Raw genomic sequence first — 24,616 nt, 5'->3', positions numbered from 1 at the left:
CGGACCAGGACCGTGTCGGCCGTGGCGACCGGCTGTCGGTGGGCGGGCGTAGCGTGCCGCAATGACGGAGACCCCCGAGATCGACGACGCGACGATCGACGACCTGCGTGCGCGCCTGCGCGCGACCCGCTGGCCGGACGCGCCCGCCGGGACCGGGTGGTCGCTCGGCATCGACGTCGACGAGCTGCGCCCGCTCGTCGAGTACTGGGCGGACGGGTTCGACTTCGACGCGCACCGGGCGGCACTCGCCGCACTGCCGTCCCGCCGGGTCGAGGTGGACGGCACCGGCATCCACGTGCTGCACGCCCGCGCGGCGACGCCGGGTGCGCTGCCCGTGCTGCTCGCGCACGGCTGGCCGGACTCCGGGTGGCGGTACCGCAAGGTGCTGCCGATGCTCGTCGACGCCGGGTTCGACGTGATCGTGCCGGACATGCCCGGCTACGGGTTCTCCGACGCACCGCCGCAGCCGATCGACGCACGGGCCGTCGCCGGGATGTGGGCGAGGCTGATGACCGACCTCGGGTACGAGCGGTTCGCGGTGTCCGGCGGGGACATCGGCACGCACGTCGTGCGGTACCTCGCGCTCGACCACCCCGAGCGGGTCGTCGCCGTGCACCGGATCGACGGCGGGCTCGCCTGGCCCGGGCTCGACCCGTCGACGCTGTCCGAGGCGGAGCGTGCCTTCGTCGCCGAGACCGAGCGGTGGCGCAACGACGAAGGCGCCTACGCGATGATGCACCGGACCAAGCCGCAGACCGCGGCGGTCGGCCTGAACGACTCTCCCGCCGGGCTCGCGGCGTGGATCGTCGAGAAGCTCCGCTCGTGGAGCGACTGCGACGGGGACCTCTGGTCGGTGTACACGCGGGACGAGGTCCTGGCGTTGCTCACCGAGTACTGGGCCACGGCGACGATCGGGTCGGCGATGCGGATGTACCACGCGAACGCGGCGGTTCCTGCAGCGCAGCTCGAGCGTCGGGTCGAGGTGCCGTCCGGGTTCTCGATCTTCCCAGGGGACCTCGTGCGGGCGCCGAAGGAGTGGCTCGAGCGGACGACGAACCTCGTGTACCACCACGAACTCGACCGGGGCGGGCACTTCGCGGCGTTCGAGCAGCCGGGGCTGTTCGTCGACGAGCTCCGGGCCTTCCTGGAGCCGTTCCGCCGCTAGAGTGGGAGGGCCAGCCTCTGTAGCTCAATGGAAGAGCAGTTCCGTCCTAAGGAAACGGTTGGGGGTTCGAGTCCCTCCAGGGGCACCAGCAGGTCGCAGGGGTTCGAGTCCCTGCGGCGCCGGCCAGGGGCACTTCTCACGTCGATGTACCGGCTGGACTCCCCGTACGATTGACGTCGTGTCCAAGGTCCTGAGCAGTCTCCCCGTCGGCGAACGAGTCGGCATCGCGTTCTCCGGAGGTCTCGACACCTCCTGCGCGGTCGCCTGGATGCGCGAGAAGGGAGCGGTGCCCTGCACGTACACGGCCGACATCGGCCAGTACGACGAGCCGGACATCGACGCCGTCCCCGGTCGTGCCCACGAGTACGGTGCCGAGATCGCCCGACTCGTCGACGCGAAGAGCGCCCTCGTGGAAGAGGGCCTCGTCGCCCTGCAGACCGGTGCCTTCCACATCCGCTCCGGCGGCAAGACCTACTTCAACACGACGCCCCTCGGTCGTGCCGTGACGGGCACGATGCTCGTCCGCGCCATGAAGGAGGACGGCGTCGACATCTGGGGCGACGGCTCCACGTACAAGGGCAACGACATCGAGCGGTTCTACCGCTACGGCCTGATGGCGAACCCGCGGCTGCGCGTCTACAAGCCGTGGCTCGACTCCGAGTTCGTCGAGGAGCTCGGCGGCCGCAAGGAGATGAGCGAGTGGCTCGTCGCCCGGGGCTTCCCGTACCGCGACTCCACCGAGAAGGCGTACTCGACCGACGCGAACATCTGGGGCGCCACGCACGAGGCGAAGAGCCTCGAGGAGCTCTCGAGCGGCCTGGACATCGTCGAGCCGATCATGGGTGTCGCCGCCTGGCGTGACGACGTCGAGGTCGCCACCGAGGTCGTGAGCGTCCGCTTCGAGGCCGGTCGCCCCGTCGCGATCAACGGTGTCGAGTACGCCGACGCCGTGGCGCTCGTCTACGAGGCGAACGCGATCGGTGGCCGCCACGGCCTCGGCGCGTCCGACCAGATCGAGAACCGCATCATCGAGGCGAAGAGCCGCGGCATCTACGAGGCGCCGGGCATGGCACTGTTGCACATCGCCTACGAGCGCCTGCTCAACGCGATCCACAACGAGGACACCGTCGCGTCGTACCACACCGAGGGTCGCCGTCTCGGTCGCCTCATGTACGAGGGTCGCTGGCTCGACCCGCAGTCCCTCATGCTGCGTGAGTCGCTGCAGCGCTGGGTCGCCTCGGCCGTCACCGGCGAGGTCACGCTGCGCCTGCGTCGTGGCGACGACTACACGATCCTCGACACCACGGGCCCGGCGCTGTCGTACCACCCGGACAAGCTCTCGATGGAGCGTGTCGGCGACGCTGCGTTCGGCCCGGACGACCGCATCGGCCAGCTGACCATGCGCAACCTCGACATCGCCGACTCGCGGGCACGCCTCGAGCAGTACGCCGCCGCCGGGCTCATCGGCGGGGCGACGGGCGACCTCGTCGGCGAGCTCGAGTCGGGTGAGTCGGAGGAGATCCTCGGCGGCGCGGTCGTCACCTCGGATGCCGATGACGCGCTCGGTCGTGCGACGGATCTCGCATCCGAGGGTGCGGCGTTCGACTCCGGCACCGACTGACGCCGGTCTGCACCACGACGAAGGGGGCCTCCGCCGCGTGCGGAGGCCCCCTTCTCTGCGACGTCACACGCGTCGATCGACACGTGGTTCGTCGGAGTGTGCGCGTGCATCGGATGCGCGTACATCGTCCGACATTCCGCCTGTCGATCGACTGGCGGAACGTCGAACACGCGGCGGAAAGCCGCCGCCCGCGTCAGCGCGCCTCGGCGGACTCCACGCGCTTCTGCCGCCACGGGCGCGCCGGCTTGTCGGGCCCGTCCCACACCTGCACGACGCCCCACGCGGCGGCGAGCAGCGGCACCGAGATGATCGCGCCGGTGATGCCCGCGAGCACCGTGCCGGCGGTCAGGCCGATCAGGATGACGAGGCCGTGCAGCTTGAGCGTCTTGCCCATCAGGACGGGCTGGAGCAGGTTGCCCTCGAGCTGGTTCACGAGGACGACGATGCCGACGACGATCAGCGCCTGGACAGGGCCGAGCGCGACGAGGGCGACGAGAGCGGCGAGGATGCCGGCCGCCGTCGCACCGACGATCGGGATGAACGCCGTGATGAACACGACGACGGCGAGGGGCAGTGCGAGCGGCACCCCGACGATCGTGATGCCGACGCCGATGCCGATCGCGTCCACCGCGGCGACGGTGGCGGTCCCGCGGACGTAGCCGCCGAGCGTCTGCACGACCCGGTCACCCACGCGGCGAGCACGGTCGTAGCGGGCACCGGGGAAGGGACGGAGGAGGAACTCCCAGATGGCCGGACCGTCCTTGAGGAAGAAGAACAGCACCACGATCATCAGCACGAGGCCGGTGAGGAAGTTCGCCGTGGCCGATGCCCCCGCGAGCGCGCCTGAGCCGAACTGCGAGCTGGTGACGAAGTCCTGGATGCCCTTCACGGCATCGTCGATCTGCGACTGGTCGATCGAGATCGGCAGCGTCGACGCGAAGTCCTGGAGCTGGTCGAACCCACTCAGGGCCGACTTCTGCAGGTCGGGCCACTGCGAGATGACGGCCACGACGATGAGCCAGCCGACGAGGCCGAGCACGACGAGCACGCCGATCAGGACCGCGAGGGTCGCGAGCACGGACGGCACCCGGTGCCGCCGCAGCCAGGACACGACGGGGTGCATGGCCGACGCGATGATGAGGGCGAGCAGCACCGGGATCGTGACGACGCTGAGCGTGGCGGCGGCGTAGACGATGCCGATCACGACGACGAGCACGACGATGATCTGCAGGCAGCGGGTGGCCAGAGCGCCGAACGAGTCGGACCACTGCTTCGCCACCTGGCTCGGCGGTGCGTCGGGGTGCGGGGGCTGCGGGGTGCCGAACAGGGGCATGGGGCTCCTCGGGGTACGGGTGTGCCCGCCCACCGTACCGGGGCGACGGCGATCCGGCCGGGGCGGCGTCGGTCACGGCTCCGCGTCGTCCGAGATCCGATGAGGACGTGGCGGCGGGCACCCGGTGCGCGTTCCGGACGGTTCTCGTGCCGACGGTGGCGCGACAGTACGCTGGGGGACATCGGACCGACTCAGGGTTCCGTCGCCTTTGATGCTCCTCGCGGTCTGCGGGGTCTGGCGCAACGGGACGGTCCGATCGGATCCGGAGTGCGCATCACTCCGACGAAGGGCTGGTCGACGTGACCGCCACTGTCCACGTGTTCTCGCACCCCGCCGAACTGTTCGTCGGTTCACCCCGCACCCCCCGCGGCCCGCTGGCCGTGTCCGTCGTCGAGCTGGTGCTCGCGTGACCGCCCGCCGCCAGGAGGACTGGCACCGCCACGGCATGCGCTCGCCCGAGGACATCGCCGGCCTGCTCGCCGCGCGCCTCGGCGGCGCGGACGAGACGCTCCGCGCGGTCGGGCCGACGTGGGACGAGCCGTCCTACGCGGACTTCCTCGGCGAGCAGCTCTGAACCGACCGCCGACGAGCCGGCCGGCCGGCGACGAGCTGTCGCGGCCACCTGACGGACGGGAGGCGCGGTGCCGGCCGGCACTGCGCCTCCCGTCCGTCGTGGCGTCCCGTCAGACCGCCGCCGCCTCCTCGAGCGCCGCGTCCGCCCGCTCCGGCGAGCCCTCGGCGAGGCCGCGGGCGATCCGCCCGCGCGACGCGAGCCAGAGCACCAGCGCCGCGACGAACACGAGCACCTCGGTCACGGTCAGTGCCCAGATGATCCCGGCGAGCCCGAACCAGAGGTTCCCGACGATCACGATCGGGATGAACAGCACGCCCTGCGCCATCGACAGCACCATGGCCGGCAGCACCATCCCGGTGGCCTGGAACAGCGAGGTCAGCAGCCCGGTGAACCCGTTCACGATCGTGGCGACGAGCTGCGCCGTGAGGATGGTCAGGCCGATCGCGAGCACCGAGTGGTCGCCGGAGAAGACCGTGAAGACCTGCTCGCGGAAGACGAACACCGTGCCGGAGAACAGCAGGACGATCGTCCCGACGGTGAACGCGGCCCCGCGGAGTGCGGCTCGGAGCCGAACGGCGTCGCCCTTGCCGAAGGCGTAGGCGAGCAGCGGCAGCACGCCGATGGTCACGCCCATCACGAGGAACTCCGGGACCTGGGCGATGCGGACGGCGACGCCCATGGCCGCGAGCGGGTCGTCCCCGTAGGCGGCCGCGAGGTTGTTCAGCACGAGGGTCGTCACGATGAGGAACCCGGATTGCAGCAGTTCGCTCGAGCCGATACCGAACACCGGCCCGAGGATGTCCGCCCGCAGCGTGAACCACCTCGGTGCGAAGCTCACGTTCGCGCTGTTCCGCTGGAGCCAGACGATCCAGTAGCCGATCGCCACGACGTTGCCGAGGCCGACGGCGAGTGCGGCACCGGCGACGCCCCAGTGCAGCACGAGGATGAAGAGCACGTCGAACACGAGGTTCCCGACGGTCGACAGGACGAGCCCGACCATGGCCTGCCGCGCCGCCCCCTCGGACCGGACGATCTGCTCCAGGGCGAACGACGCGGCGAGCACCGGCACGAACGCGAGCATGACCGAGACGTACGCGCTCGTGGCGGGCACCGCGGCGGCGTCGGCGCCGAGCACGGCGACGAGCGGGTGCAGGAACACCAGGCCGAGCAGGGCGAGGACCACACCGGTGACGACGGCTCCCCAGAGGGCGAAGGAGGCGACGCGCTTGATGTCCTCGGCCTTGGCGGGATCGTGTTCCGAGGCCCCGAGCATGCGCGACATGAGGGCACTGCCACCGACGCCGAACACGCCGCCGACGGCCATGATGATGCCGAGGAGCGGGGTACCGAACGTGATCGCGGCGAGCAGCGAGGTGTCGTGCTGCGATCCGATGAAGCCGGCGTTGATGACGTTGTAGACGGCGCTGACGACCATCGCGGCGGCCATCGGGACGCACAGGTGGACGAGCGCGCGACCGATCGGGGCGGCGGACAGGTACCAGCGGTTCTTCGCCGCGGCGGTGTCGGGTGCTGTGGTGCTCATGGCTGCCTCCTTCTGGGCAGGGCGGAGCGCGCGCCGACCGTCGGTCGGCGCCGCAGGGCATGACTGATGACGCGATCGGCGGGTGCCGACGCGTGGGGGGTGGGTCGCGCCTCCTGGACGGGCCTGGAGGCGCGGGTCAGGTCACCGGGTGGGTTCCGGCAGTTCCGCGGTCACCTTGTGCAGGAGCTCCTGCAGGGTGGCGCGCTCGTGGGCGTCGAGCGGCGCGAGCAGGACGTCGTCGAGGGCGATCATGGCGTCCTCGAAGCCGGCGATGAGGGCGATCCCCTCGTCGGTGGCGAAGACCCGTTTCGTCCGGGCGTTCTCGGCGTCCGCCCGGCGTTCGACGAGCCCGCGGCGCTCGAGTCCCTGCAGGAGACTCGAGACGCTGGCCGCACTCGTCCGGGTGATGTCGGCGATGTCGCGCTGGATCGCGCCGGGCGTGTGCTGCAGGTACCCGAGCACGAAGCTCTGCTCCTGGGTGAGGTCGCGTTCACGGACCCATTCCTCGGCCGCCTTGCGCTGCGCCCACCCGATCCAGCGCATCTGCTGGAGGGGCGTGTCGAACCGGGGTGCCTGCTGCGTCATGATCAGAACGCTAACCGTTCGATCCCTAACTGTCAACACTCGAACTGATCCGTTCACGGCGTGCCCCGAACGGGGGTATCGCCACGACGGGGGACCCCCCTTGTAGATTGCACAGGAAACGCGGTCTCACCAACCGCTCATCCTCAGCTCGACGACGCAGCCGAGCCCACCCGGGGGGATCAGGACATGGCACGAGGACGAACGATGCGCGCACGATCGATGCGCCCGTCCGTCGACGCTGCCTGCACCGCTCCCCGCCTCGCCGGGGGTGATCACCCCGGATAGCCGCGCCCGCGCGCAGCACGACGCGCACACGTGACTCCGGGCCGCCCCACCAGCGCGCCCGTCGGATCTCCCGCCCCACCAGCGGGGGATGGATCAGCAGGCGGACGACCTCCGCCTGGAGGAAGAGGCACCATGCCACGCACTGCAACACGCTTCGCGCTCCGCGCGGGCGCCACGGCCACCGTCGCGGCCGTGATCATCGGGGGAGCAGCCCTCCCCGCACACGCCGCTGCGACCGACGCGACCCAGGCCGAGGGTCGTCTGCTCTCCGGCAGCGGCTCCGTCGACCTCGACAGCGTCGCGGCGCTCGCCGGGTCCTTCGGCGCGACCGCTCCCGGCGGTGCGACCGCCGGGCAGTCCGACCCGCTCGACCTCTCGGTGCTGAACAGCATCGGGATCAACGTCCCCGGGGGCATCCAGCTGCTCGGCCAGAACGGTCTCGTGAACGTCGGCGTCGCCGGCCAGGTCGCGAGCACGGACACCACCTCGGCGGTCGCGGCCGCCGGAGCCGTCGGCGCGGACGGCGCGATCCAGGTCGGTCCGGGCACCCCCGGCACCGGCGCCACCGTGAACCTCACCCCGCTGCTCGGCGACCTCGACGTCGACGGCGTCGTGAGCGAGCTCTCGGTCGGGCTCGGCGCCCTGTCCGCCCGGGCCGAGGCGACGCGGACGTTCGGCACTCCGGACGTCACCACCGACTACCAGGTCGCCGGCGCGCAGGTCCGGCTCGTCAGCCCCGCCGTCCAGCAGCTCGTGACGTCGCTGGACACGACGCTCGGCACCACCGACGACACCGTGAACGCGGCGATCGGCGAGGACGGTCTCACCACCGACCTCACCGCGGCGCTGCTCGACCCGGTGACCGACGCCGTGAACACCCTCGGGCTCGGGGTCCTGACGCTCGACGACACCACCGCCCAGCTCACCGCCGACGTGGACCTGCAGGGTGCGCTCGCCACCGTGACGCAGCAGCCGCTCACCGACGGGCCGGTCACGATCGACCTGTCCACGGGCGTGGTCACGATCGACCTCGCGCAGCTCTACACGCTGAACGACCTGCCGGCGAACACCACGCTGCTCGACGACGCGACGATCAACGCGCAGATCACCGGCGCGATCTCGGACATCCTGACCGAGCAGCTGCCGGCACTCCTCACCACGACGCTCACGAACGCCCTGGACGTCGCCGACGTGCAGCTCGTCGTGGACACCGGCGTCGACCTGCTCGGAGCCGACGTGGCGGGGCTGACCCTCACGGTCGACACCACCGTCGGGGACCTGCTCGGCACCGGTGACGGCGCCACGCTCACGGTCGCCGGCGACGGGATCCTCGGCCCGGTGCTCGGCACGCTCGACCCACTACTGCAGCCGCTGCTCGGCTCGACCATCGTCCCGGCGCTGACCGGCATCCTCGGTGACGTGCTCGGCGGGGACTTCGTGGCGGACACCGTGCAGACCCTGCTCACCACCATCACGTCGACCGTCACGGCGCTCGACCCGCTGCTCGACGTGGTGAACCAGCTCGTCTCCGTCACGATCAACTCGCAGACCGCCCCGGCGTTCACCGAGCCGACCGCCGACGACACCGGGGCCACCACGGTCCGGGCCGTCCGCGTGCAGCTCCTGCCGGCGGCGGACCTGGCGACCGTCGACCTCGCGACGGCGACCGTGCAGGCGGACCCGTTCGCGGGCATCGCCATCACCTCGCCCGAGGACGGGACGGACTACACGGTCCCGGCGGACGACGACACCACCTCGGTGCCGGTCACGGGTACCGCGGAGCCGGGCGCTGACGTCGACGTCACGCTCGACGGTGACGACGAGGGCACGCAGTCGACCGTCGCGGACGAGGACGGCACGTGGACGGTCACGTTCCCCGGGGTCGCCGTCGGTGACCACGAGGCCGAGGCGGTCGAGACGATCGGCACGCTCGTGAGCGACCCCGCCGCGGTGACCTTCGCGGTCGCAGCAGCACCGGTCGACCCGACCGACCCGGGCACGCCGGGTACGCCCGGTACGCCCGGCACGCCGGGGACCCCCGGAGGCGCAGGCGGCCCCGGCGGCGCAGGCGGCGCGGGCGGTGCCGGTGCCGGTGCGGTCGGCAACGGCACGGGTGCCGGGAGCCTCGCCTACACCGGTGCCGAGCTCCTGCCGCTGCTGCTCCTCGCGGGGCTGCTCCTCGCGGCCGGCGGCGGCACGCTCGTCGCGCGGCGCATGCGTCGAGCCTGACCCGGACGGGCGCCGGCGGGTACCGGCGCCCGTCTCCCGGGTCCGCGGCGCGTTCGGGTCGCCGCGGTCCCGCCGGTGCGGTGGTGGTTCGGGCCACCGCCGCACCGGCACCCCTCGTCCGCCGGCCGGCGCCTCCCGGCCGGACGCACTCGATCCACCGCTTCCGACCGCTACCGACCGCTTCCGACCGCGACGTGAGGACCACCGTGCACGACCACGACACCCACCCGCTCGACCGCCACGTCGGGCCCCCGCACGTCGAACGCTTCGTGCTCACCCGGGCGCAGGAGACCATCGGCGTCGTCTGCACCTGCGCGATCGGGGCCGACCACGACAACACCATCCGTCCGGTCGGCGCGGATCGCGTCCACTGAACCCTGTGCACGCGGCGGATGCAGCGGGATACTGGGGTGGTGCGTGAACTCCAAGCCGCCATCGCAGCGGACCTCAACGTCCAGCCGACCATCGACCCGGAGCAGGAGATCGCCCGTCGCGTCGGGTTCCTCCGGGACTACCTGCTCACCACCGGTGCCAAGGGCTACCTGCTCGCGATCAGCGGCGGCCAGGACTCGACGCTCGCCGGGCGCCTGACCCAGCTCGCCGTCGAGTCGCTCCGCGCCGAGGGGCACCCCGCCGAGTTCACCACCGTCCGCATGCCGTACCGCGTGCAGGCCGACGAGGACGACGCCCAGCTCGCGCTGCAGTTCATCGCGGCCGACCCGGGCATCACCGTCAACATCGAGCACGGTGTCGACGGGGTCGTGCAGGACACCGCGGCCTCAGGCGTGGAGCTGAGCGACTTCGTGAAGGGCAACGTCAAGGCCCGGATGCGGATGGTCGCGCAGTACGCCGTCGCCGGGCAGCGGGGGCTCCTCGTCGTCGGGACCGACCACGCGGCCGAGGCCGTGACCGGCTTCTTCACGAAGTACGGCGACGGCGGTGTCGACCTCACCCCGCTCACCGGGCTGTCGAAGAGCCAGGGCCGGCAGCTGCTCGAGCACCTCGGCGCCCCGGCCCGCCTGTACGAGAAGGCCCCCACCGCCGACCTGCTCGACGAGACGCCCGGCCAGACGGACGAGGCGAACCTCGGGCTGTCGTACGCCGAGATCGACGCGTACCTGCAGGGCCACGACGTGCCGATCGAGGTCGCCGAGGCGATCGAGTCGCGCTACCGGGCGACGGAGCACAAGCGCCAGGTCCCGGCGACGCCCTTCGACGACTGGTGGCGTGCGGGCGCGTAGGCGCTGACGCGACCCCGTCCAGGAGGCGCGGTGCGGGTCCGTCCCGCACCGCGCCTCCTGTCTGTCCGTGCGTTCTCCTACGATGGGAGCCAACGGAACAACAGATGCGGAATCCAGGCTGCGGCCTGTTCCACGAGGGGGAGTCATGGAAGTCCTGTTCGCGCTCGGAGCCGTCCCGCTGATCGTCGTGGGGGTCGTCGTCCTGGCGGTCATCGTGCTGATCTACGCGAAGCTCGTCTACCGCAACGCCGGCGCCGACGAAGCGCTCATCATCACCGGCAAGCGCTCCCGCAAGGTGAAGAACCCCGACGGCACCGAGACGGTCGAGTCCGGCATCAAGGTCGTCCTCGGCGCCGGTGTCCTGGTCCGACCGTTCTTCGAGCGCGTCGCCAAGATCTCGCTGAGCTCGCGCGCGATCGACATCAACGTGAACGCACAGGACTCCCGCGGCGTGACCATCGACGTCGAGGCCGTGGCGCTCGTCAAGGTGGGCGAGGCCGACGCGTCGATCCGCGCCGCCGCGCAGCGGTTCCTCGGCCAGGAGAAGAAGATCGACGACTTCGCGCGCGAGGTCCTGTCCGGTTCCCTCCGTGCCTCGATCGGTGCGACCGACGTGTCGACCATCATCCGCAACCGCGACCAGCTCACCGTCGCCGTGCTCGACGTCGCGAAGGACGCCCTGCACAGCCAGGGACTCGACGTCGACTCGTTCGAGATCAAGGGCATCTCCGACCGCAACGACTACATCAGTGACCTCGGACGTGCCGAGCGCGCGCGGGTCCGGCTCGAGGCCGAGAACGCCGAGGCCCAGGCCGACCGCGAAGCGCGTGAAGCCCGTGCCACGGCCGACCAGGCCATCGCCGAGGCGGAGAACACCCTCGCGATCCGTCGGGCCGCCCTGCAGCTCGATGCCGACCGTGCCTCCGCCGAAGCCGCTGCCGCCGGCCCGCTCGCCCAGGCCCGCGCGGCGCAGGGCGTCGTCGAGCAGGAGCAGCTGACCGCGCAGAAGCGTGCCGAACTCCGCCGTGCCGAGCTCGAGTCCGAGGTCTCCGCGGTGGCCGAGGCGCAGGCGCGCAAGACCCGCGTCGAGGCCGAGGCGGCTGCCGCTGCCCAGGTCGAGACCGCCCGTGCCCAGGCCGAGGCCCGACGCATCTCGGCCGAGGCGATCGCCGCCGAGGCCCAGGCCGAGTCCGAGGCGCGCAAGCTCGCGGCCGACGCCTCCCGCGCCGAGGGTGAAGCTGCCGCCGACGCGATCCGCGCCAAGGGCCAGGCCGAGGCCGACGCCACGAAGGCACAGGCGGACGCACTCGCCCAGCACTCCGAGGCCGTCCTCCGGGTGAAGGCGATCGAGACGCTGCCGAGCATCGCCCGCGAGCTCGCGGCCCCGATGGGCAACATCGACAAGCTGACCGTCGTGTCCTCCGACGGAGCCGGAGCGCTCTCGAAGAGCGTGGTCAGTCAGTTCAGCGAAGTCGACGCCCTGCTCGGGACGACGGCCGGCTTCACGCTGAGCGACATCGTCAAGAGCACCACGACGGGGCAGGCCGCAGCCCGCGCCGTCGTGCGTGAGCAGGAGTCCGCGGCGGCCGAGTAGCCGAACCGTCGTCCGGCGCGGGCGCGGCGGGGGTCAGTCCTCGTCGCGCCCGTCGTCGTCGCGGCGGTCGCGCTGCTGCCCGCCGGCGTCCTCGCGCTCACCGGCGCCGTCGTGTCCGTCCCGGCGCTGGTCCGCCAGGCGCTGCTGCCAGACGACGCTGCGGGCGGCTCCCTCGAGGATGTCGTCGACGCTCCGGCCGGTCTGCGCGGCGAGGGCACCGCTGAGACCCGCGGTGAGCGTGCCCCCGGCCGACGCCAGTCGTTCGACCACCTGCTCCTGCCGTTCGGTCAACGGTTCGTCGATCATCTCGTCGATGGTGTCGCGGATGTTCTGCTCGCTCGCGTCCAGGGCCGCCTCGTCGCCCGAGTGCAGTGCTGCTGCCTCGCCGACGACGACGAGTCCGAGCCGCGCAGCGTCGTCTTCCGGACGCTGGCCTTCGTGCTCGTCAGTCATGGGCGGGACGGTACGCTCGACCGGATCACGCTTCCTGGACAGCGGGGTACGTGGGCGCTTCCCCCGGCGGCAGTCCTCCCCACCGTCGCAGCAGCCACTCGGCGGCCGCCAGCCCCTCGCGTCGCTGGAAGTCCCGGAGCGTCGGCATGTGCGGGATCGCCGGGCGTGACGCCTTCTCGAAGAACGTCCCGGCGAGCCCGGCGAGGACCGCGTCCACGCTCGACGCCGGCACCCCCGCGAACACCCGGTGGGTGGCGAGGTGGTGCTCGACGTCGGCGTCCTCGCCGCGCACCAGTACGTCGAGCAGGTAGGTGAGCGGGTCGAGCCAGTGCGCGCCGACGGCCGCCCACGGCCAGTCGATGACCCAGACGACACCGTCCGCGTCGACGAGCAGGTTGTCGGCGCGGCAGTCGACGTGCGCCAGGGAACCTCCGTCGACGGCCGCCGCGGCGCCGCGTGCCGCCCGCGCCATCGCGGGCGCAGCGGCGACCACGTGCGCCGGGACGACGTCGGGGACGCCTGCGGCGGCCATCCGGTCCCAGGCGCCGAAGTCCTCGACGAGGTCGTCCGCGACGCGCGGGAGCTGTGCGAGCGTCCCGGTGGCGGTCGGCAGCGTGTCGAGTGCGTCGAGCACGGCGGTGACGTCGGACCCGTCGCCCGCCGTGCCGGGGTGGTGTCCGTCCACGTCCTCGATGACGAGGGCGATCCAATCGTCGCCGTCGACGGTCCCGCGCACGGTGTCGATCAGCCGAGGCGCCTGCACCGAACCGGGCAGGTGGCCCATGACCTCGGCCTCACGCTCGTGCATCCCGAAGCCGTCCGGGTTCCGCGACCGAGAGAGCGTCTTCACGAACGCTCGTCGACCGTCCGCGGTGACCACCCGGTCGGCGCCACCGGGGGAGTACCCGCCCGCCTGTGACTCGGCCTGTGCCACCGCAACCCCGAGCACCGTCTCGATGCGCTCCCGCAGGACTGCCGGCACATCGGTCCACGTCGTCCGCCCCATGCGGCCCACGGTACCTGAGGAGGCGTTCACAAACATGCACAATGGGAAAGATTGCGTATGTAGCAAAGGTGCTCATAGTGTAAAGTTGCAGCGTCTGCAAGGTTGACCCGCCGTCAACGGCCCGCCACGACGCCCCGGCGTCCCTCGCGACCACGACCACCACACGCACCCCTGAAGGACCCCCATGTCTACTGCCACCGCACCCGTCGAGGTGTCGCGCGGACGACAGAGCTCCCCGGCCGGCCAGCCGGGGAAGCCGATCATGTCGCACCGCCAGATCCTCCTCGTCATCTACGGCCTCATGGCCGGCATGTTCCTCTCGTCGCTCGACCAGACGATCGTCGGCACGGCCATCCGCACCATCGGCGACGACCTGCACGGTCTCGACCAGCAGGCCTGGGTCACCACGGCCTACCTGATCGCGTCGACGATCACCACGCCGATCTACGGCAAGCTCTCCGACGTCTTCGGCCGTCGTCCCCTCTACATCTTCGGCATCGCGGTCTTCATCATCGGCTCGCTGCTCTCGACCATGTCGACGTCGATGATCATGCTCGCCGCGTTCCGTGCCTTCCAGGGCATCGGTGCCGGTGCGCTGATGTCGCTGCCGCTCGCGATCATGGGCGACATCCTCGCTCCCCGCGAGCGCGCGAAGTACCAGGGGTACTTCCTGGCCGTCTTCGGCATCTCCTCGGTCATCGGTCCGCTCATCGGCGGGCTCTTCTCCGGCGCGTCGACCATCCTCGGCGTCACCGGCTGGCGCTGGGTCTTCCTGATCAACGTCCCGATCGGCATCGCGGCGCTCCTCATGGTCATCGCGTTCCTGCACCTGCCGAAGTTCGGCGACGCCAAGGCGAAGCCGCGCATCGACTGGTGGGGCGCGACCTCGGTCATCGTGACCCTCGTCCCGCTCCTGCTCGTGGCCGAACAGGGCCGCACCTGGGGCTGGGGCTCGGCCGCCGCGATCGCCTGCTACGTCATCGGTGCCCTCGGCCTGGTCGCCTTCCTCGTCATCGAGACGCTCATGAAGGACGACGCGATCATCCCGCTGAAGCTCTTCCGCTCGGGCGTCTTCTCGATGGCCACGATCCTCGGCTTCCTCGTGGGCTTCGCGATGTTCGGCGCCATGCTGACCATCCCGCTGTACCTGCAGATCGTCACGGGGCTCACCCCGACCGAGTCGGGCTTCGCGACCCTGCCGATGATCGGTGGGCTGATGATCGCCTCGATCGCCTCCGGCCAGATCGTCGCCCGCACCGGCAAGTACCGGATCTTCCCGGTGATCGGCACCGCGCTCGTCTCGCTCGGCTACGTCGTCCTGACGTTCATGACCATCGACAAGCCGCTCTGGTTCCTGATGATCGGCATGTTCCTCATCGGGCTCGGCCTCGGCCAGCTCATGCAGTCGCTCACCCTCGCCTCGCAGAACTCCGTGCAGCCGCGTGACATGGGTGTGGCGACCAGTTCGGCGACGTTCTTCCGCCAGATCGGCGGAACGCTCGGCACCGCGGTGCTCCTGAGCGTCCTGTTCTCGATCATGCCGGCGAACATCCTGCACGCGACGGCCGACCAGAAGAACCTGACCGGTGCACTCGACGCGGCGCTCAACCCGACGGTCGCCAGTGCCAAGGCGAACCAGGGCGTCATGGACCAGATCTGGAACCCGATCGTCACCCCGATCAAGCAGCAGGTCCAGTCCGGGCTCGACCAGGCCACCGCGCAGGTGACCCAGGCCACGGCCGGCGCTCCCGAGGCCGTGCAGCAGCAGGCACTCACCGCCGCCGCCGACAAGGCCCACGCGTCCGTGCAGGACGGCAAGCTCGTCGTCGACTGGTCCGACTCGGCCCAGCGCACGTACTGGGTGGACGACCTCGCCCCGGCACTGTCGAAGCAGATCGACAAGGGCACGAGCGACAAGGGCGCGTCGAGCAGCGAGACGAGCGACACCTCCTACCTGAACGGTGCGGACGCCGCGCTCACCAGGCCCTTCATGACCGGGTTCAACTCGTCGGCCGTCACGGTCTACTGGGTCGGCTTCGCGGTCATCCTGCTCGCCTTCGTCCTGAGCTGGTTCTTCAAGGCGCCGCCGCTCCGCAAGAGCTCGGCCCTGCAGGAGCAGGCGGACAACGAGGGCACGGCTGACGACCTCGAGGTCCAGGCGGTCAAGGCCGCCGACACCATGGGCTCGCCGACCGCTCCCGTCACCGGTTCGATCCCCGTCCAGCGGGGCGCGTCGGACCGCTAGGCCGCACGGGGCCTCCCGCCACCGCGGGAGGCCCCGTCGTCCGTCCGAGGAGCCACCACGTGACCACCACCGAAGCACCCGCCCCCGGCGACAGCGGCCTGCGGGAGCGGAAGAAGCAGCAGACCCGGGCCGCCATCCACCGGTCCGCGCTCGAGCTCGTCACCGATCGCGGGCTCGCCGGCGTCACGGTCGAGGAGATCTGCGCCGCCGCCGGCGTCTCGCCCCGCACGTTCTTCAACTACTTCCCGTCCAAGGGCAACGCCGCCCTCGGCCTCCCCGCGACCACCGTCCCGGACCCCGCCCGCGCGACCTTCCTCGCCGGTGCGGGCACGCTCGTGTCCGACCTCTGCGACCTCGTCGCGCAGACCGTGACCCTGCCCGAGGACCGCCGCCGGATGAAGTCGCTCGTGCAGGCGCGGCCCGAGATGGTCCCGACGATGCTGCAGTGGATGGCCGAGGCCCGGTCGGCGATCGTCGAGGTCGCCGCCGAGCGCACCGACGCCGAGGCGGCACGGACCGCCGTCACACTCGTCATGGCCGCCGTCATCGAGGTCGCGCACCGGTTCTCGGTCGCGTCCCGCGACGAGCTGGCGGACCGGCTCCGCGGCGTGGTCGCGGAGATGGGGCGGCTCGCCGCCGTCTGAGCAGCGCGACCACGTCCAGGAGGTGGGCCCCACCGGCCGGTTCCGGCGCGACGCGCCAGCGGCGTGGCGGCCGCGCCCGGAGGGACGGTGCGGGTCCGACCCGCACCGCGCCTCCTGTCTGCCTGCCGTCGCGTGCTGTCATCCGATCACTCACCGCGCATCGTGGCTGAAACATCCAGAAATTGAACCTTGACAGCAGAGACATCGGATGTTTCGATGAGTCCGTTCGGTCGACGGAGACCGAACGGGTAGGAGACACGATGAGCCGCATCACCGGTCTGCGCGTCCGCGACGTCCGGTTCCCGACCTCCCGGGACCACGACGGATCCGACGCCATGAACCCGGCGCCCGACTACTCCGCCGCCTACGTCGAGATCGCGACCGACGCCCTGGACGGCCACGTCGGCACCGCCTTCGTCTTCACGATCGGCCGCGGCAACGAGGTGCAGGAAGCGGCGATCGCGGCCCTCCGCGAGCACGTCGTCGGCGCGGACGCCGAATCGGTCCTCGCGGACATGGGCGGGACGTGGCGCACACTCGTCCACGACTCGCAGCTCCGGTGGCTCGGGCCCGAGAAGGGCGTCATGCACATGGCGATCGGCGCCGTGGTGAACGCCCTTTGGGACCTCCGGGCGAAGCGCGCCGGGCAGCCGCTCTGGGCGCTGCTCGCCGACCTCAGCCCGGACGAGCTCGTCGACCTGGTGGACTTCCGGTACCTCTCCGACGCCATCACCCCGGCCGACGCACGGGAGCTGTTCGAGGCCGCCGTACCGCTCCGTGCCGAGCGCCGACGCCGCCTCGAGCACGAGGGCTACCCCGCGTACACCACCACGCCCGGCTGGCTCGGCTACGACGACGAGAAGCTCGCCCGCCTCTGCCGCGAGGCCGTCGACGAGGGCTTCACCCAGATCAAGCTCAAGGTCGGCGGGGACATCGACGAGGACGTCCGACGGCTCGGGATCGCCCGCGCCACGGTCGGTCCGGACATCCGGATCGCGATCGACGCCAACCAGCGCTGGGACGTCGACGAGGCGGTCACGTGGATCGAGCGGCTCCGTCCGTTCGACATCGCGTGGGTCGAGGAACCCACGAGCCCCGACGACGTCCTCGGACACGCCGAGATCGCCCGCCGCATCGCACCGATCCCGGTGGCGACGGGGGAGCACATGGCGAACCGGGTGATCGCGAAGCAGCTCATCCAGGCGGACGCGATGTCGGTGCTCCAGATCGACGCCACGCGGGTCGCCGGGGTGAACGAGAACCTCGCGATCCTGCTCCTCGCCGCCAAGTACGGCGTCCGCGTCTGCCCGCACGCCGGCGGGGTCGGCCTGTGCGAGGCGGTGCAGCACCTCTCGATGTTCGACGCCGTCGCGCTCACCGGCGACCTCGACACCCGCTGCATCGAGTTCGTCGACCACCTGCACGAGCACTTCGTGACACCGGTCGACGTCCACGACGGCCGCTACTGGCCGCCCACCGCTCCCGGCGCGGGCACCGAGATGCATGCCGCCACGCTCGAGGACCACGCGTTCCCCGACGGCCCGGTCTGGGCCGCCGTCAACGCGAGCGTCCCGGACGCCGTCCGCGTCGCCTGACGCACACCGACCACGTCCGCGTCGCCTGACGCACCCCGATCGCGACGTCCGACGCCCCTGACCCGCACCACGTTCCTCCCGAACCGACCCCCCCCCCACCCTGATCACCACGACGAAGTGGAGACTCCGATGCACCGACGCCGAATCGTCGCGGGGCTGGCGGCAGCCGCCGCCACCGCGCTCGTCCTCGCTGGTTGTTCCTCCGGCAGCAGTGCCGGCGGCAGCCAGTCCAAGGACGCCATGACCTGGTCCATGTGGATCGCCGGGAAGGAGGACAAGGCTGCCTGGCAGAAGGTCGCCGACACCGTGAAGAGCGAGGACGGCATCACCCTGACGATCCAGGGCGCCCCGTTCGAGAACTACTTCACGAAGCTCAGCACGCAGCTCAGCGCCGGCAGCGCCCAGTGCATCGTGAGCATGCAGTCGCTCCGCGCGGCGAACTACACGTCATCGCTCCTGTCGCTCGACGACCTCGCGAAGAAAGACGGCCTCGACCTGTCGGCGTACGACAGCACGGCACTCGACGGCATGAAGGTCGACGGCAAGCTCTACGGTCTGCCGTACGACACCGGGCCCATCCTGATGTTCTACAACAAGGACCTCTTCAAGCAGGCCGGCGTGGCCGACCCCGAGCCCGGGTGGACCACCGACGACTTCGAGCAGGCCGGCGAGGCGCTCAAGGCGAAGGGCATCACCGAGTTCGGCTCGACCGTGGGCGACCTCAACCTCGAGTCGATGATCTACGGCTACAACGGCGGCCGGGTGATCACGAAGGCCGGCAAGATCGACGCCACCGACACGAAGTTCGCGGACGGCCTGGACTGGCTCGCGAGCCTGGTGAAGAAGGGCTACGCGACCCAGGCGTCGTCGGACACCTCGACGCCCGGCAACGACTTCGCCGCCGGCAAGGTCGCGATGTACACGGACGGTCCGTGGTCGCTGATCAGCCAGAAGGCCAAGGTGAAGTTCGACCTCGGCGTCACGACGCTGCCGGCCGGGACCTCGGGCCCGTCGACCTTCGCCGCCGGTTCCGGCTTCGGTGTCTCGAAGCAGTGCAAGTACCCGGAGCAGGCGTTCAAGGCCGTCCAGACGATGACGAGCGAGAAGGTCCTGACGTCCCTCGCCGAGCAGGGGCGTGCCTTCCCGGCCCGGACCGCGGCGCAGGACGCGTGGTACTCCAGCGCCGGCATCGACGGGGCCGAGACCGCGCTCAAGGCGGCCCTCGCCAAGTCCTCGCCGCTCCCGGGCAACAAGCAGAGCGACCAGCTGGGCCAGCTCTTCACGCAGTACGCGCTCCAGGCGGTCAACGGACAGACGTCCGGCAAGGACACGATGTCCTCGATCGCCGGCCAGCTCGGCACGCAGTGACCGACGCGACCGACTGACGGACTGGAGGCGCGGGTCGACCCCGCCCCGCGCCTCCAGTCCGCCACCCCGACAGCAAGCACCCGCGAACGACGAGGAGGTCGTCGCATGACCACCATCCAGGATCCACCGGCGGTCCCCGCCGTCGCGACCGCGGTCGCGACGGGCACCGCGACGCCCCGGCCCAAGGGCGGTGACGCCGACGGCGTCGTCGGTCGGCGCTCGTGGTGGGGCGCCGCCTTCGCCGCGCCGCACTCCATCGGGCTGGTCGTCTTCACGGCGTTCCCGATCATCGCCTCCCTCGTCGTCAGCTTCATGAACTGGCCGATGCTCGGCGAGCGCAGCTTCGCCGGCATCGAGAACTACGCCAGGCTCTTCGCCGACCCGGTGTTCCGGACGGTGACGCTCAACACGGCCCTGTTCGTCGTGCTGTACGTGCCGCTCAACCTCGTCGTGTCGCTCGGGCTCGCCGCCTGGCTGACGCCGCGGATCGCCGGTCGACACGTCTTCCGTGTGCTGTTCTTCATCCCGACCATCACGCCGATCGTCGCGAACGTCGTGGTGTGGCGGATGCTCTACCAGCCGGGCGGCGCGATCGACGCCTCCCTGCAGTCGACGGTCGGCGTGCACGCGCCGAACTTCCTCGCCGACGAGCACTGGGCGATGCTCGCCATCGTCGCGATGAGCGTCTGGCAGGGCTTCGGGTACAACATGCTCATCTTCTCGGCGGCGCTCGACGCCGTGCCCGAGAACCAGATCGAGGCGTCGCAGCTCGACGGCGCGAACGCGTGGCAGACGTTCTGGGCGATCAAGTTCCCGCTCATCTCGCCGTCGGTGTTCTTCGCCACGATGATGACGCTGATCACCTCGTTCCAGGTGTTCGTGCAGCCGTTCGTCCTCACCAAGGGCGGACCGGGCACGGCGACGGAGACCCTCGTGCAGTACATCTACAACACGGGCTTCCAGAACCAGCAGCTCGGGCTGGCCTCCGCCGGTGCCTGGGTGCTGTTCGTCATCATCCTCGGGATCACGGCCGTCCAGTTCCTCGGGCAGAAGCGGTGGGTGCACTATGAGTGAGCTGACCAAGCCCCGCACGAGCGGGTTCACGACGTCGAACCGCACGGTCAACCCGCGGTCCGTGCCCCGGACCGCCTCGGCGCCCCGGCCCGGACGGCTCCGGCACGCGATCGGCTACGCGCTGCTCTGCCTCGTCGCGCTGCTCTTCGTCTCGCCGCTCATCTACATGGTGGCGACGAGCCTCAAGCCGGCGGACCAGGTGTTCACCACGCCGCCGACGCTCTGGGGACGCTCGCTCGAGTGGGACAACTACGTCCAGGCGTTCACCTACCTGCCGTTCGCCCGCTTCATCCTGAACGGGATCTTCGTGGCGGCCGCCGGCACCGTGATCAACGTCGTCGTGGCCGTGCTCTCCGGGTACGCGTTCTCGCGGCTGCGCTGGCGGGGACGGAACACCGTGTTCCTGCTCTTCCTCGTGACGCTGATGATCCCGCAGGACGTCCTCGTCATCCCGATGTACGTGATGATGCAGGGCTTCGGGTGGGTGGACACCTTCCAGGCGCTCATCGTCCCGTGGGCGTTCACGGCGCTCGGCGCGTTCCTGATCCGGCAGTTCTTCCTGACCGTGCCGCAGGAGCTCGACGACGCAGCACGCGTCGACGGCGCCGGCGCCATCCGGACCTTCGTCTCGGTGATGCTGCCGCTCGCCCGGCCGACGATGGCCGTGCTCGCGGTCTTCTCGTTCATCTCCTACTGGAACTCGTTCCTCTGGCCGCTCGTCGTGGTCAACGACGTCGAGGCCCACGGCACGATCCCGCTCGGCCTGCAGCAGTTCTTCGGGCAGCAGGGGTCCGAGTGGAACCTCGTGATGGCGGCCTCGGTGATCTCGATGCTCCCCACCGTGATCCTCCTCGTCCTGCTGCAGAAGCACCTCGTCAAGGGCATCGTCACCAGCGGCCTCGGCGGCCGGTGACGTGCTGTACTCGTGAAAGGAACACTGGCCACATGACCATCACCGCACCTGCAGAGCCGCAGACCGCGACCGATCCCTCCGGCCTGCCCGCGTGGTTCACCCACGACCGGTTCGGCATGTTCATCCACTGGGGGCTCTACGCCCTGCCGGCACGGCACGAGTGGGTGAAGAATCGCGAGCGGATCACCGACGCCGACTACCAGAAGTACTTCGACCACTTCGACCCGGACCTGTTCGACGCCGCCGACTGGGCGCGACGAGCACGTGAGGCGGGCATGAAGTACGTCGTCCTCACCACGAAGCACCACGAGGGCTTCGCACTCTGGGACAGCGCACTGACCGACTACAAGTCGACGAACACCCCGTTCGGCCGCGACATCGTGCGCGAGTTCGTCGACGCCGTCCGCGCCGAGGGACTGCGGGTCGGGTTCTACCACTCGCTCATCGACTGGCACCACCCGGACTTCACGATCGACGGCGTGCACCCGAGGCGGGACGACGGCGACGAGGCGATCGCCGCGCTGAACGACGGCCGGGACATGGCGCGCTACCGGGACTACCTGCACGGGCAGGTGACGGAGCTGTTGTCCGACTACGGGCGGATCGACTACCTGTTCTACGACTTCTCGTACCGCGACAACGACCACGAGGACATCTGGGGCGGCAAGGGCCGCGACGACTGGGGCTCCGAGGAGCTGTTGGCGCTGACCAGGCGGCTCCAGCCCGGCATCATCGTCAACGACCGGCTCGACCTGCCCGGGGACATCGTCACGCCGGAGCAGTACCAGCCGGACAAGCCGATGGAGGTCGACGGCGTCCAGGTGCCGTGGGAGGCCTGCCAGACCCTCAACGGCTCGTGGGGGTACGACCGCGACAACCTGAACGTCAAGAGCACCGACCTGCTCGTGCGCATGCTCGTCGACGGGGTCTCGAACAACGGCAACATGCTCCTCAACGTCGGGCCGACCGGTCGTGGCGAGTTCGACGGGGTCGCCCGGACGGCGCTCGCCGGGATCGGCACGTGGATGCACCAGCACGCGCGGTCGGTGTACGGCGCCGGGCCGTCGTCGTTCCGGGCGCCGGCGGGCGCCGTCTACACGCAGAACGGGAACCGGCTGTACCTGCACCTCTTCACGTGGCCGTTCGAGCACGTGCACCTCGCCGACCTCGCCGGCCGGGTCGAGTACGCCCAGCTCCTGAACGACGCGTCGGAGATCCACTACCGCGAGATCGCGCCCGGCACCCGGGCGCAGAACACCGGCCTCGGCGGGCAGCCCGCGGGGACGCTGACGCTCACCCTGCCGATCGTCCGGCCGGACGTGGCGGTGCCCGTGGTCGAGCTCTTCCTGCGCGACTGATGCAGCGCATCCTGACGAGGACCCGGCTGCGGGCGGGGAGCGAGGCGGCGTACGAACGCGTGCACGCCGCGGTCCCGCCCGCGCTGGCGGCACGGCTCCGCGCGGCCGGGGTGCAGGACTGGACGATCTGGCGGGACGGGCAGGACCTCGTGCACCTCGTCGAGGTCGAGGACTACCGGGCGATGCGGAAGGCGCTCGCCGACGACCCCGTGAACGCCGAGTGGCAGGCGGTCGTGAACCCGCTGCTCGAGGCGGACGACGACTACTCCGGCGGCGACGACGGCATCCCCCGGGTGTGGTCGCTCGCGGACCAGGTGGACGCGTGACGGCCCCGGACCTCGACCGCGGACCGTTCTGGTTCGGTGGTGCGGGGATCGGCAACCTCCTGCGCGAGGTGTCCGACGACGAGGCGCGGGCCACGGTCGACGCCGCGTGGGAGGCCGGGGTCCGCGGGTTCGACACCGCGCCGCACTACGGGCTCGGGCTGTCCGAGCGGCGGCTCGGAGCGGCACTCGCCGAGCGGCCGCGGTCCGACTACCTGGTGTCGACGAAGGTCGGACGCCTGCTCGTGCCCGGGCGGGGCGCGGGGGACGACCTGGACTCCGGCGGGTTCGCGGTGCCGGACGACCTGGTCCGCCAGTGGGATCCCTCCCCGTCGGGCGTGCGGCGGTCCCTCGACGAGTCTGTCGGGCGGCTCGGGCTCGACCACGTGGACGTCGCCTACCTGCACGACCCGGACGTGTACTCGCTGCGGGACGGGCTGACGCAGGCGCTGCCGACGCTCGTCGAGCTCCGGGACGAGGGGGTCGTCCGAGCGGTCGGCGTCGGGTCGAACTCCGTCGAGGCCCTCGAGGCAGCGGTCTCCACCGGCATGTGCGACGTGGTCATGCTCGCCGGCCGGTACACGCTGCTCGAGCAGCCAGCGGCGGCGCTGGTCGCACGGTGCGCGGACCTCGGGGTCGCCGTGGTCGCGGTCGGCGTCTACAACTCGGGGCTGCTCGGACGGGACCGGCCGGACGCCTCGGCGACGTACGACTACGCGGTGGCGCCGGCGTCGCTCGTCGAACGGGCGAACGCGATCGCCGACGTTTGCGAGCGGCACGGCGTCACGCTGCCGGAGGCCGCGCTCGCGTTCCCGCGCCGGGCGGCTGCCGTCCGGGCGATCGCCCTCGGTGCGCAGTCGGCGGAGCAGGTGCGCTCGAACGTCGCTCGGGCGGCCGCGACGGTGCCCGAGGCGCTGTGGGACGACCTGCGCACGGCGGGCCTGCTCGCCGCCTGACGCGGGCGCCGCGCCGCGCGGCGGCCGGGCGCCCCGGCGCCGATCGTCGGCGCACAACGAAAGTCACCCCGAACCACGCGGATGCGCGGTTCGGGGTGACTTCGGTTGTGCGCCGGGTCGTGCCCGGCCACGTCCGACTAGCGGGTGCGGGCGCTCCGGCCGGCGAAGCGCGTGTAGATGAACAGCACGATGACGGCGCCGATGATCGAGCCGATGATGCCGGCGGGCTGGAAGAAGCCGTCCATCGGGTCGTGCTGGAAGATCAGGAACCCGAGGAACCCGCCCACGAACGACCCGATGATGCCGAGCAGGATGGTCATGGGGATCGAGATGTGCTGCTTGCCGGGGACGATGAGCCGCGCGAGGGCGCCGGCGATGAGTCCGATGATGATCAAGCTGATGATGAGACCGATCACGGTTTCCTCCTCGTGGGTGCGGTTGCCGCGGCATGGTTGCCGGAGTCAGGGCCGACAACCGACCCAACTCGCACCTGCCTGGGAGGACTGCCGGG

Annotated in this window: 22 protein-coding genes and 1 tRNA gene; 17 read left to right on the top strand and 6 right to left on the bottom strand. The window is 71.0% G+C overall.

From position 1 onward, the window contains the following. Positions 1–61: 61 nt before the first annotated feature. The 3 genes from BIV01_RS04505 to argG all read left to right on the top strand — a co-directional run bounded on the left by BIV01_RS04505 (position 62) and on the right by argG (position 2,786). Positions 62–1,165, top strand: a complete 1,104-nt coding sequence (locus tag BIV01_RS04505) for an epoxide hydrolase family protein (protein ID WP_071302075.1) — start codon at positions 62–64, stop codon at positions 1,163–1,165. A gap of 13 nt (positions 1,166–1,178) precedes the next feature. Then, positions 1,179–1,253, top strand: a tRNA-Arg gene (locus BIV01_RS04500). Positions 1,254–1,343: 90 nt separating this feature from the next. Further along, the gene (gene argG / locus BIV01_RS04495; protein WP_070417830.1) at positions 1,344–2,786 is read left to right on the top strand and encodes an argininosuccinate synthase; all 1,443 of its coding nucleotides are present in this window, start codon (positions 1,344–1,346) and stop codon (positions 2,784–2,786) included. 193 nt (positions 2,787–2,979) lie between these two features. Here argG and BIV01_RS04490 read toward each other — a convergent pair whose 3' ends face one another. Next, positions 2,980–4,119, bottom strand: a complete 1,140-nt coding sequence (locus tag BIV01_RS04490; RefSeq protein WP_071302074.1) for an AI-2E family transporter — start codon at positions 4,117–4,119, stop codon at positions 2,980–2,982. A gap of 406 nt (positions 4,120–4,525) precedes the next feature. Between BIV01_RS04490 and BIV01_RS19655 the strand changes: the two genes are divergently transcribed. Next, positions 4,526–4,693 carry a hypothetical protein gene (locus tag BIV01_RS19655; RefSeq protein ID WP_156794831.1) on the top strand — a complete coding sequence of 56 codons (168 nt, stop codon included), beginning with the start codon at positions 4,526–4,528 and terminating at the stop codon, positions 4,691–4,693. Between the two features lie 109 nt (positions 4,694–4,802). Here BIV01_RS19655 and BIV01_RS04485 read toward each other — a convergent pair whose 3' ends face one another. Both BIV01_RS04485 and BIV01_RS04480 read right to left on the bottom strand, forming a co-directional pair. Continuing rightward, on the bottom strand, positions 4,803–6,236 hold the full coding sequence (locus tag BIV01_RS04485) for an MATE family efflux transporter (RefSeq protein ID WP_071302073.1): 1,434 nt from the start codon (positions 6,234–6,236) through the stop codon (positions 4,803–4,805). A gap of 141 nt (positions 6,237–6,377) precedes the next feature. Continuing rightward, entirely contained in the window at positions 6,378–6,821 is a 444-nt protein-coding gene (locus tag BIV01_RS04480) for a MarR family winged helix-turn-helix transcriptional regulator (protein WP_070417833.1), read from the bottom strand. Positions 6,822–7,238: 417 nt separating this feature from the next. On the opposite strand from BIV01_RS04480, the gene BIV01_RS04475 reads away from it, so the two are divergent. From BIV01_RS04475 to BIV01_RS04465, 4 genes are all read left to right on the top strand, one after another. Beyond that, positions 7,239–9,335, top strand: coding sequence for a choice-of-anchor G family protein (locus BIV01_RS04475; RefSeq protein ID WP_071302072.1), 2,097 nt, complete (start codon positions 7,239–7,241; stop codon positions 9,333–9,335). Positions 9,336–9,529: 194 nt separating this feature from the next. Further along, positions 9,530–9,709 (top strand): hypothetical protein, encoded by a 180-nt coding sequence (locus tag BIV01_RS19255; RefSeq protein ID WP_070417835.1) that lies wholly within the window; start codon positions 9,530–9,532, stop codon positions 9,707–9,709. 39 nt (positions 9,710–9,748) lie between these two features. Continuing rightward, positions 9,749–10,576, top strand: a complete 828-nt coding sequence (gene nadE / locus BIV01_RS04470; protein ID WP_139199207.1) for an ammonia-dependent NAD(+) synthetase — start codon at positions 9,749–9,751, stop codon at positions 10,574–10,576. Between the two features lie 145 nt (positions 10,577–10,721). Then, the gene (locus BIV01_RS04465) at positions 10,722–12,170 is read left to right on the top strand and encodes an SPFH domain-containing protein (protein WP_070417837.1); all 1,449 of its coding nucleotides are present in this window, start codon (positions 10,722–10,724) and stop codon (positions 12,168–12,170) included. A gap of 33 nt (positions 12,171–12,203) precedes the next feature. On the opposite strand, the gene BIV01_RS04460 is transcribed toward BIV01_RS04465, so the two are convergent. Together BIV01_RS04460 and BIV01_RS04455 are read right to left on the bottom strand one after the other, a co-directional pair. Continuing rightward, positions 12,204–12,623, bottom strand: coding sequence for a hypothetical protein (locus BIV01_RS04460; RefSeq protein WP_070417838.1), 420 nt, complete (start codon positions 12,621–12,623; stop codon positions 12,204–12,206). A gap of 25 nt (positions 12,624–12,648) precedes the next feature. Further along, a complete protein-coding gene (locus tag BIV01_RS04455) occupies positions 12,649–13,629 on the bottom strand; it encodes a phosphotransferase (RefSeq protein ID WP_083413759.1) in 981 nt (326 codons plus the stop codon). Positions 13,630–13,813: 184 nt separating this feature from the next. Between BIV01_RS04455 and BIV01_RS04450 the strand changes: the two genes are divergently transcribed. The 9 genes from BIV01_RS04450 (at position 13,814) to BIV01_RS04410 (ending at position 24,105) form a co-directional block, all read left to right on the top strand. After that, complete coding sequence (locus BIV01_RS04450; protein WP_071302069.1) at positions 13,814–15,874, top strand: MDR family MFS transporter; 2,061 nt, start codon at positions 13,814–13,816, stop codon at positions 15,872–15,874. A gap of 59 nt (positions 15,875–15,933) precedes the next feature. Next, positions 15,934–16,518, top strand: a complete 585-nt coding sequence (locus tag BIV01_RS04445) for a TetR/AcrR family transcriptional regulator (RefSeq protein WP_070417841.1) — start codon at positions 15,934–15,936, stop codon at positions 16,516–16,518. Positions 16,519–16,778: 260 nt separating this feature from the next. Beyond that, positions 16,779–18,113, top strand: coding sequence for an enolase C-terminal domain-like protein (locus tag BIV01_RS04440; RefSeq protein WP_071302068.1), 1,335 nt, complete (start codon positions 16,779–16,781; stop codon positions 18,111–18,113). A 129-nt stretch (positions 18,114–18,242) separates the two neighbouring features. Then, the gene (locus BIV01_RS04435) at positions 18,243–19,481 is read left to right on the top strand and encodes an ABC transporter substrate-binding protein (RefSeq protein ID WP_229085756.1); all 1,239 of its coding nucleotides are present in this window, start codon (positions 18,243–18,245) and stop codon (positions 19,479–19,481) included. A gap of 105 nt (positions 19,482–19,586) precedes the next feature. Then, a complete protein-coding gene (locus BIV01_RS04430) occupies positions 19,587–20,555 on the top strand; it encodes a carbohydrate ABC transporter permease (RefSeq protein WP_070417844.1) in 969 nt (322 codons plus the stop codon). After that, positions 20,548–21,468 carry a carbohydrate ABC transporter permease gene (locus BIV01_RS04425; RefSeq protein WP_070417845.1) on the top strand — a complete coding sequence of 307 codons (921 nt, stop codon included), beginning with the start codon at positions 20,548–20,550 and terminating at the stop codon, positions 21,466–21,468. The genes BIV01_RS04430 and BIV01_RS04425 overlap by 8 nt, the downstream gene beginning before the upstream one ends. Before the next feature lie 32 nt (positions 21,469–21,500). Next, entirely contained in the window at positions 21,501–22,826 is a 1,326-nt protein-coding gene (locus BIV01_RS04420; RefSeq protein WP_071302066.1) for an alpha-L-fucosidase, read from the top strand. After that, on the top strand, positions 22,826–23,152 hold the full coding sequence (locus BIV01_RS04415; protein WP_071302065.1) for an L-rhamnose mutarotase: 327 nt from the start codon (positions 22,826–22,828) through the stop codon (positions 23,150–23,152). Before BIV01_RS04420 ends, BIV01_RS04415 begins: the two co-directional genes overlap by 1 nt. After that, positions 23,149–24,105, top strand: coding sequence for an aldo/keto reductase (locus BIV01_RS04410; RefSeq protein WP_071302064.1), 957 nt, complete (start codon positions 23,149–23,151; stop codon positions 24,103–24,105). Before BIV01_RS04415 ends, BIV01_RS04410 begins: the two co-directional genes overlap by 4 nt. A 137-nt stretch (positions 24,106–24,242) precedes the next feature. Here the strand turns inward: BIV01_RS04410 and BIV01_RS04405 are convergent, their stop codons facing one another. Next, entirely contained in the window at positions 24,243–24,521 is a 279-nt protein-coding gene (locus tag BIV01_RS04405) for a GlsB/YeaQ/YmgE family stress response membrane protein (protein WP_071295836.1), read from the bottom strand. Positions 24,522–24,616 lie beyond the last annotated feature (95 nt).

Source organism: Curtobacterium sp. MCBA15_013, from assembly GCF_001865095.1.
In the GTDB taxonomy this organism is placed as follows: domain Bacteria; phylum Actinomycetota; class Actinomycetes; order Actinomycetales; family Microbacteriaceae; genus Curtobacterium.
Note: the sequence above shows the minus strand (reverse complement) of the source record. Positions and strands in the feature narration are given on the sequence as shown.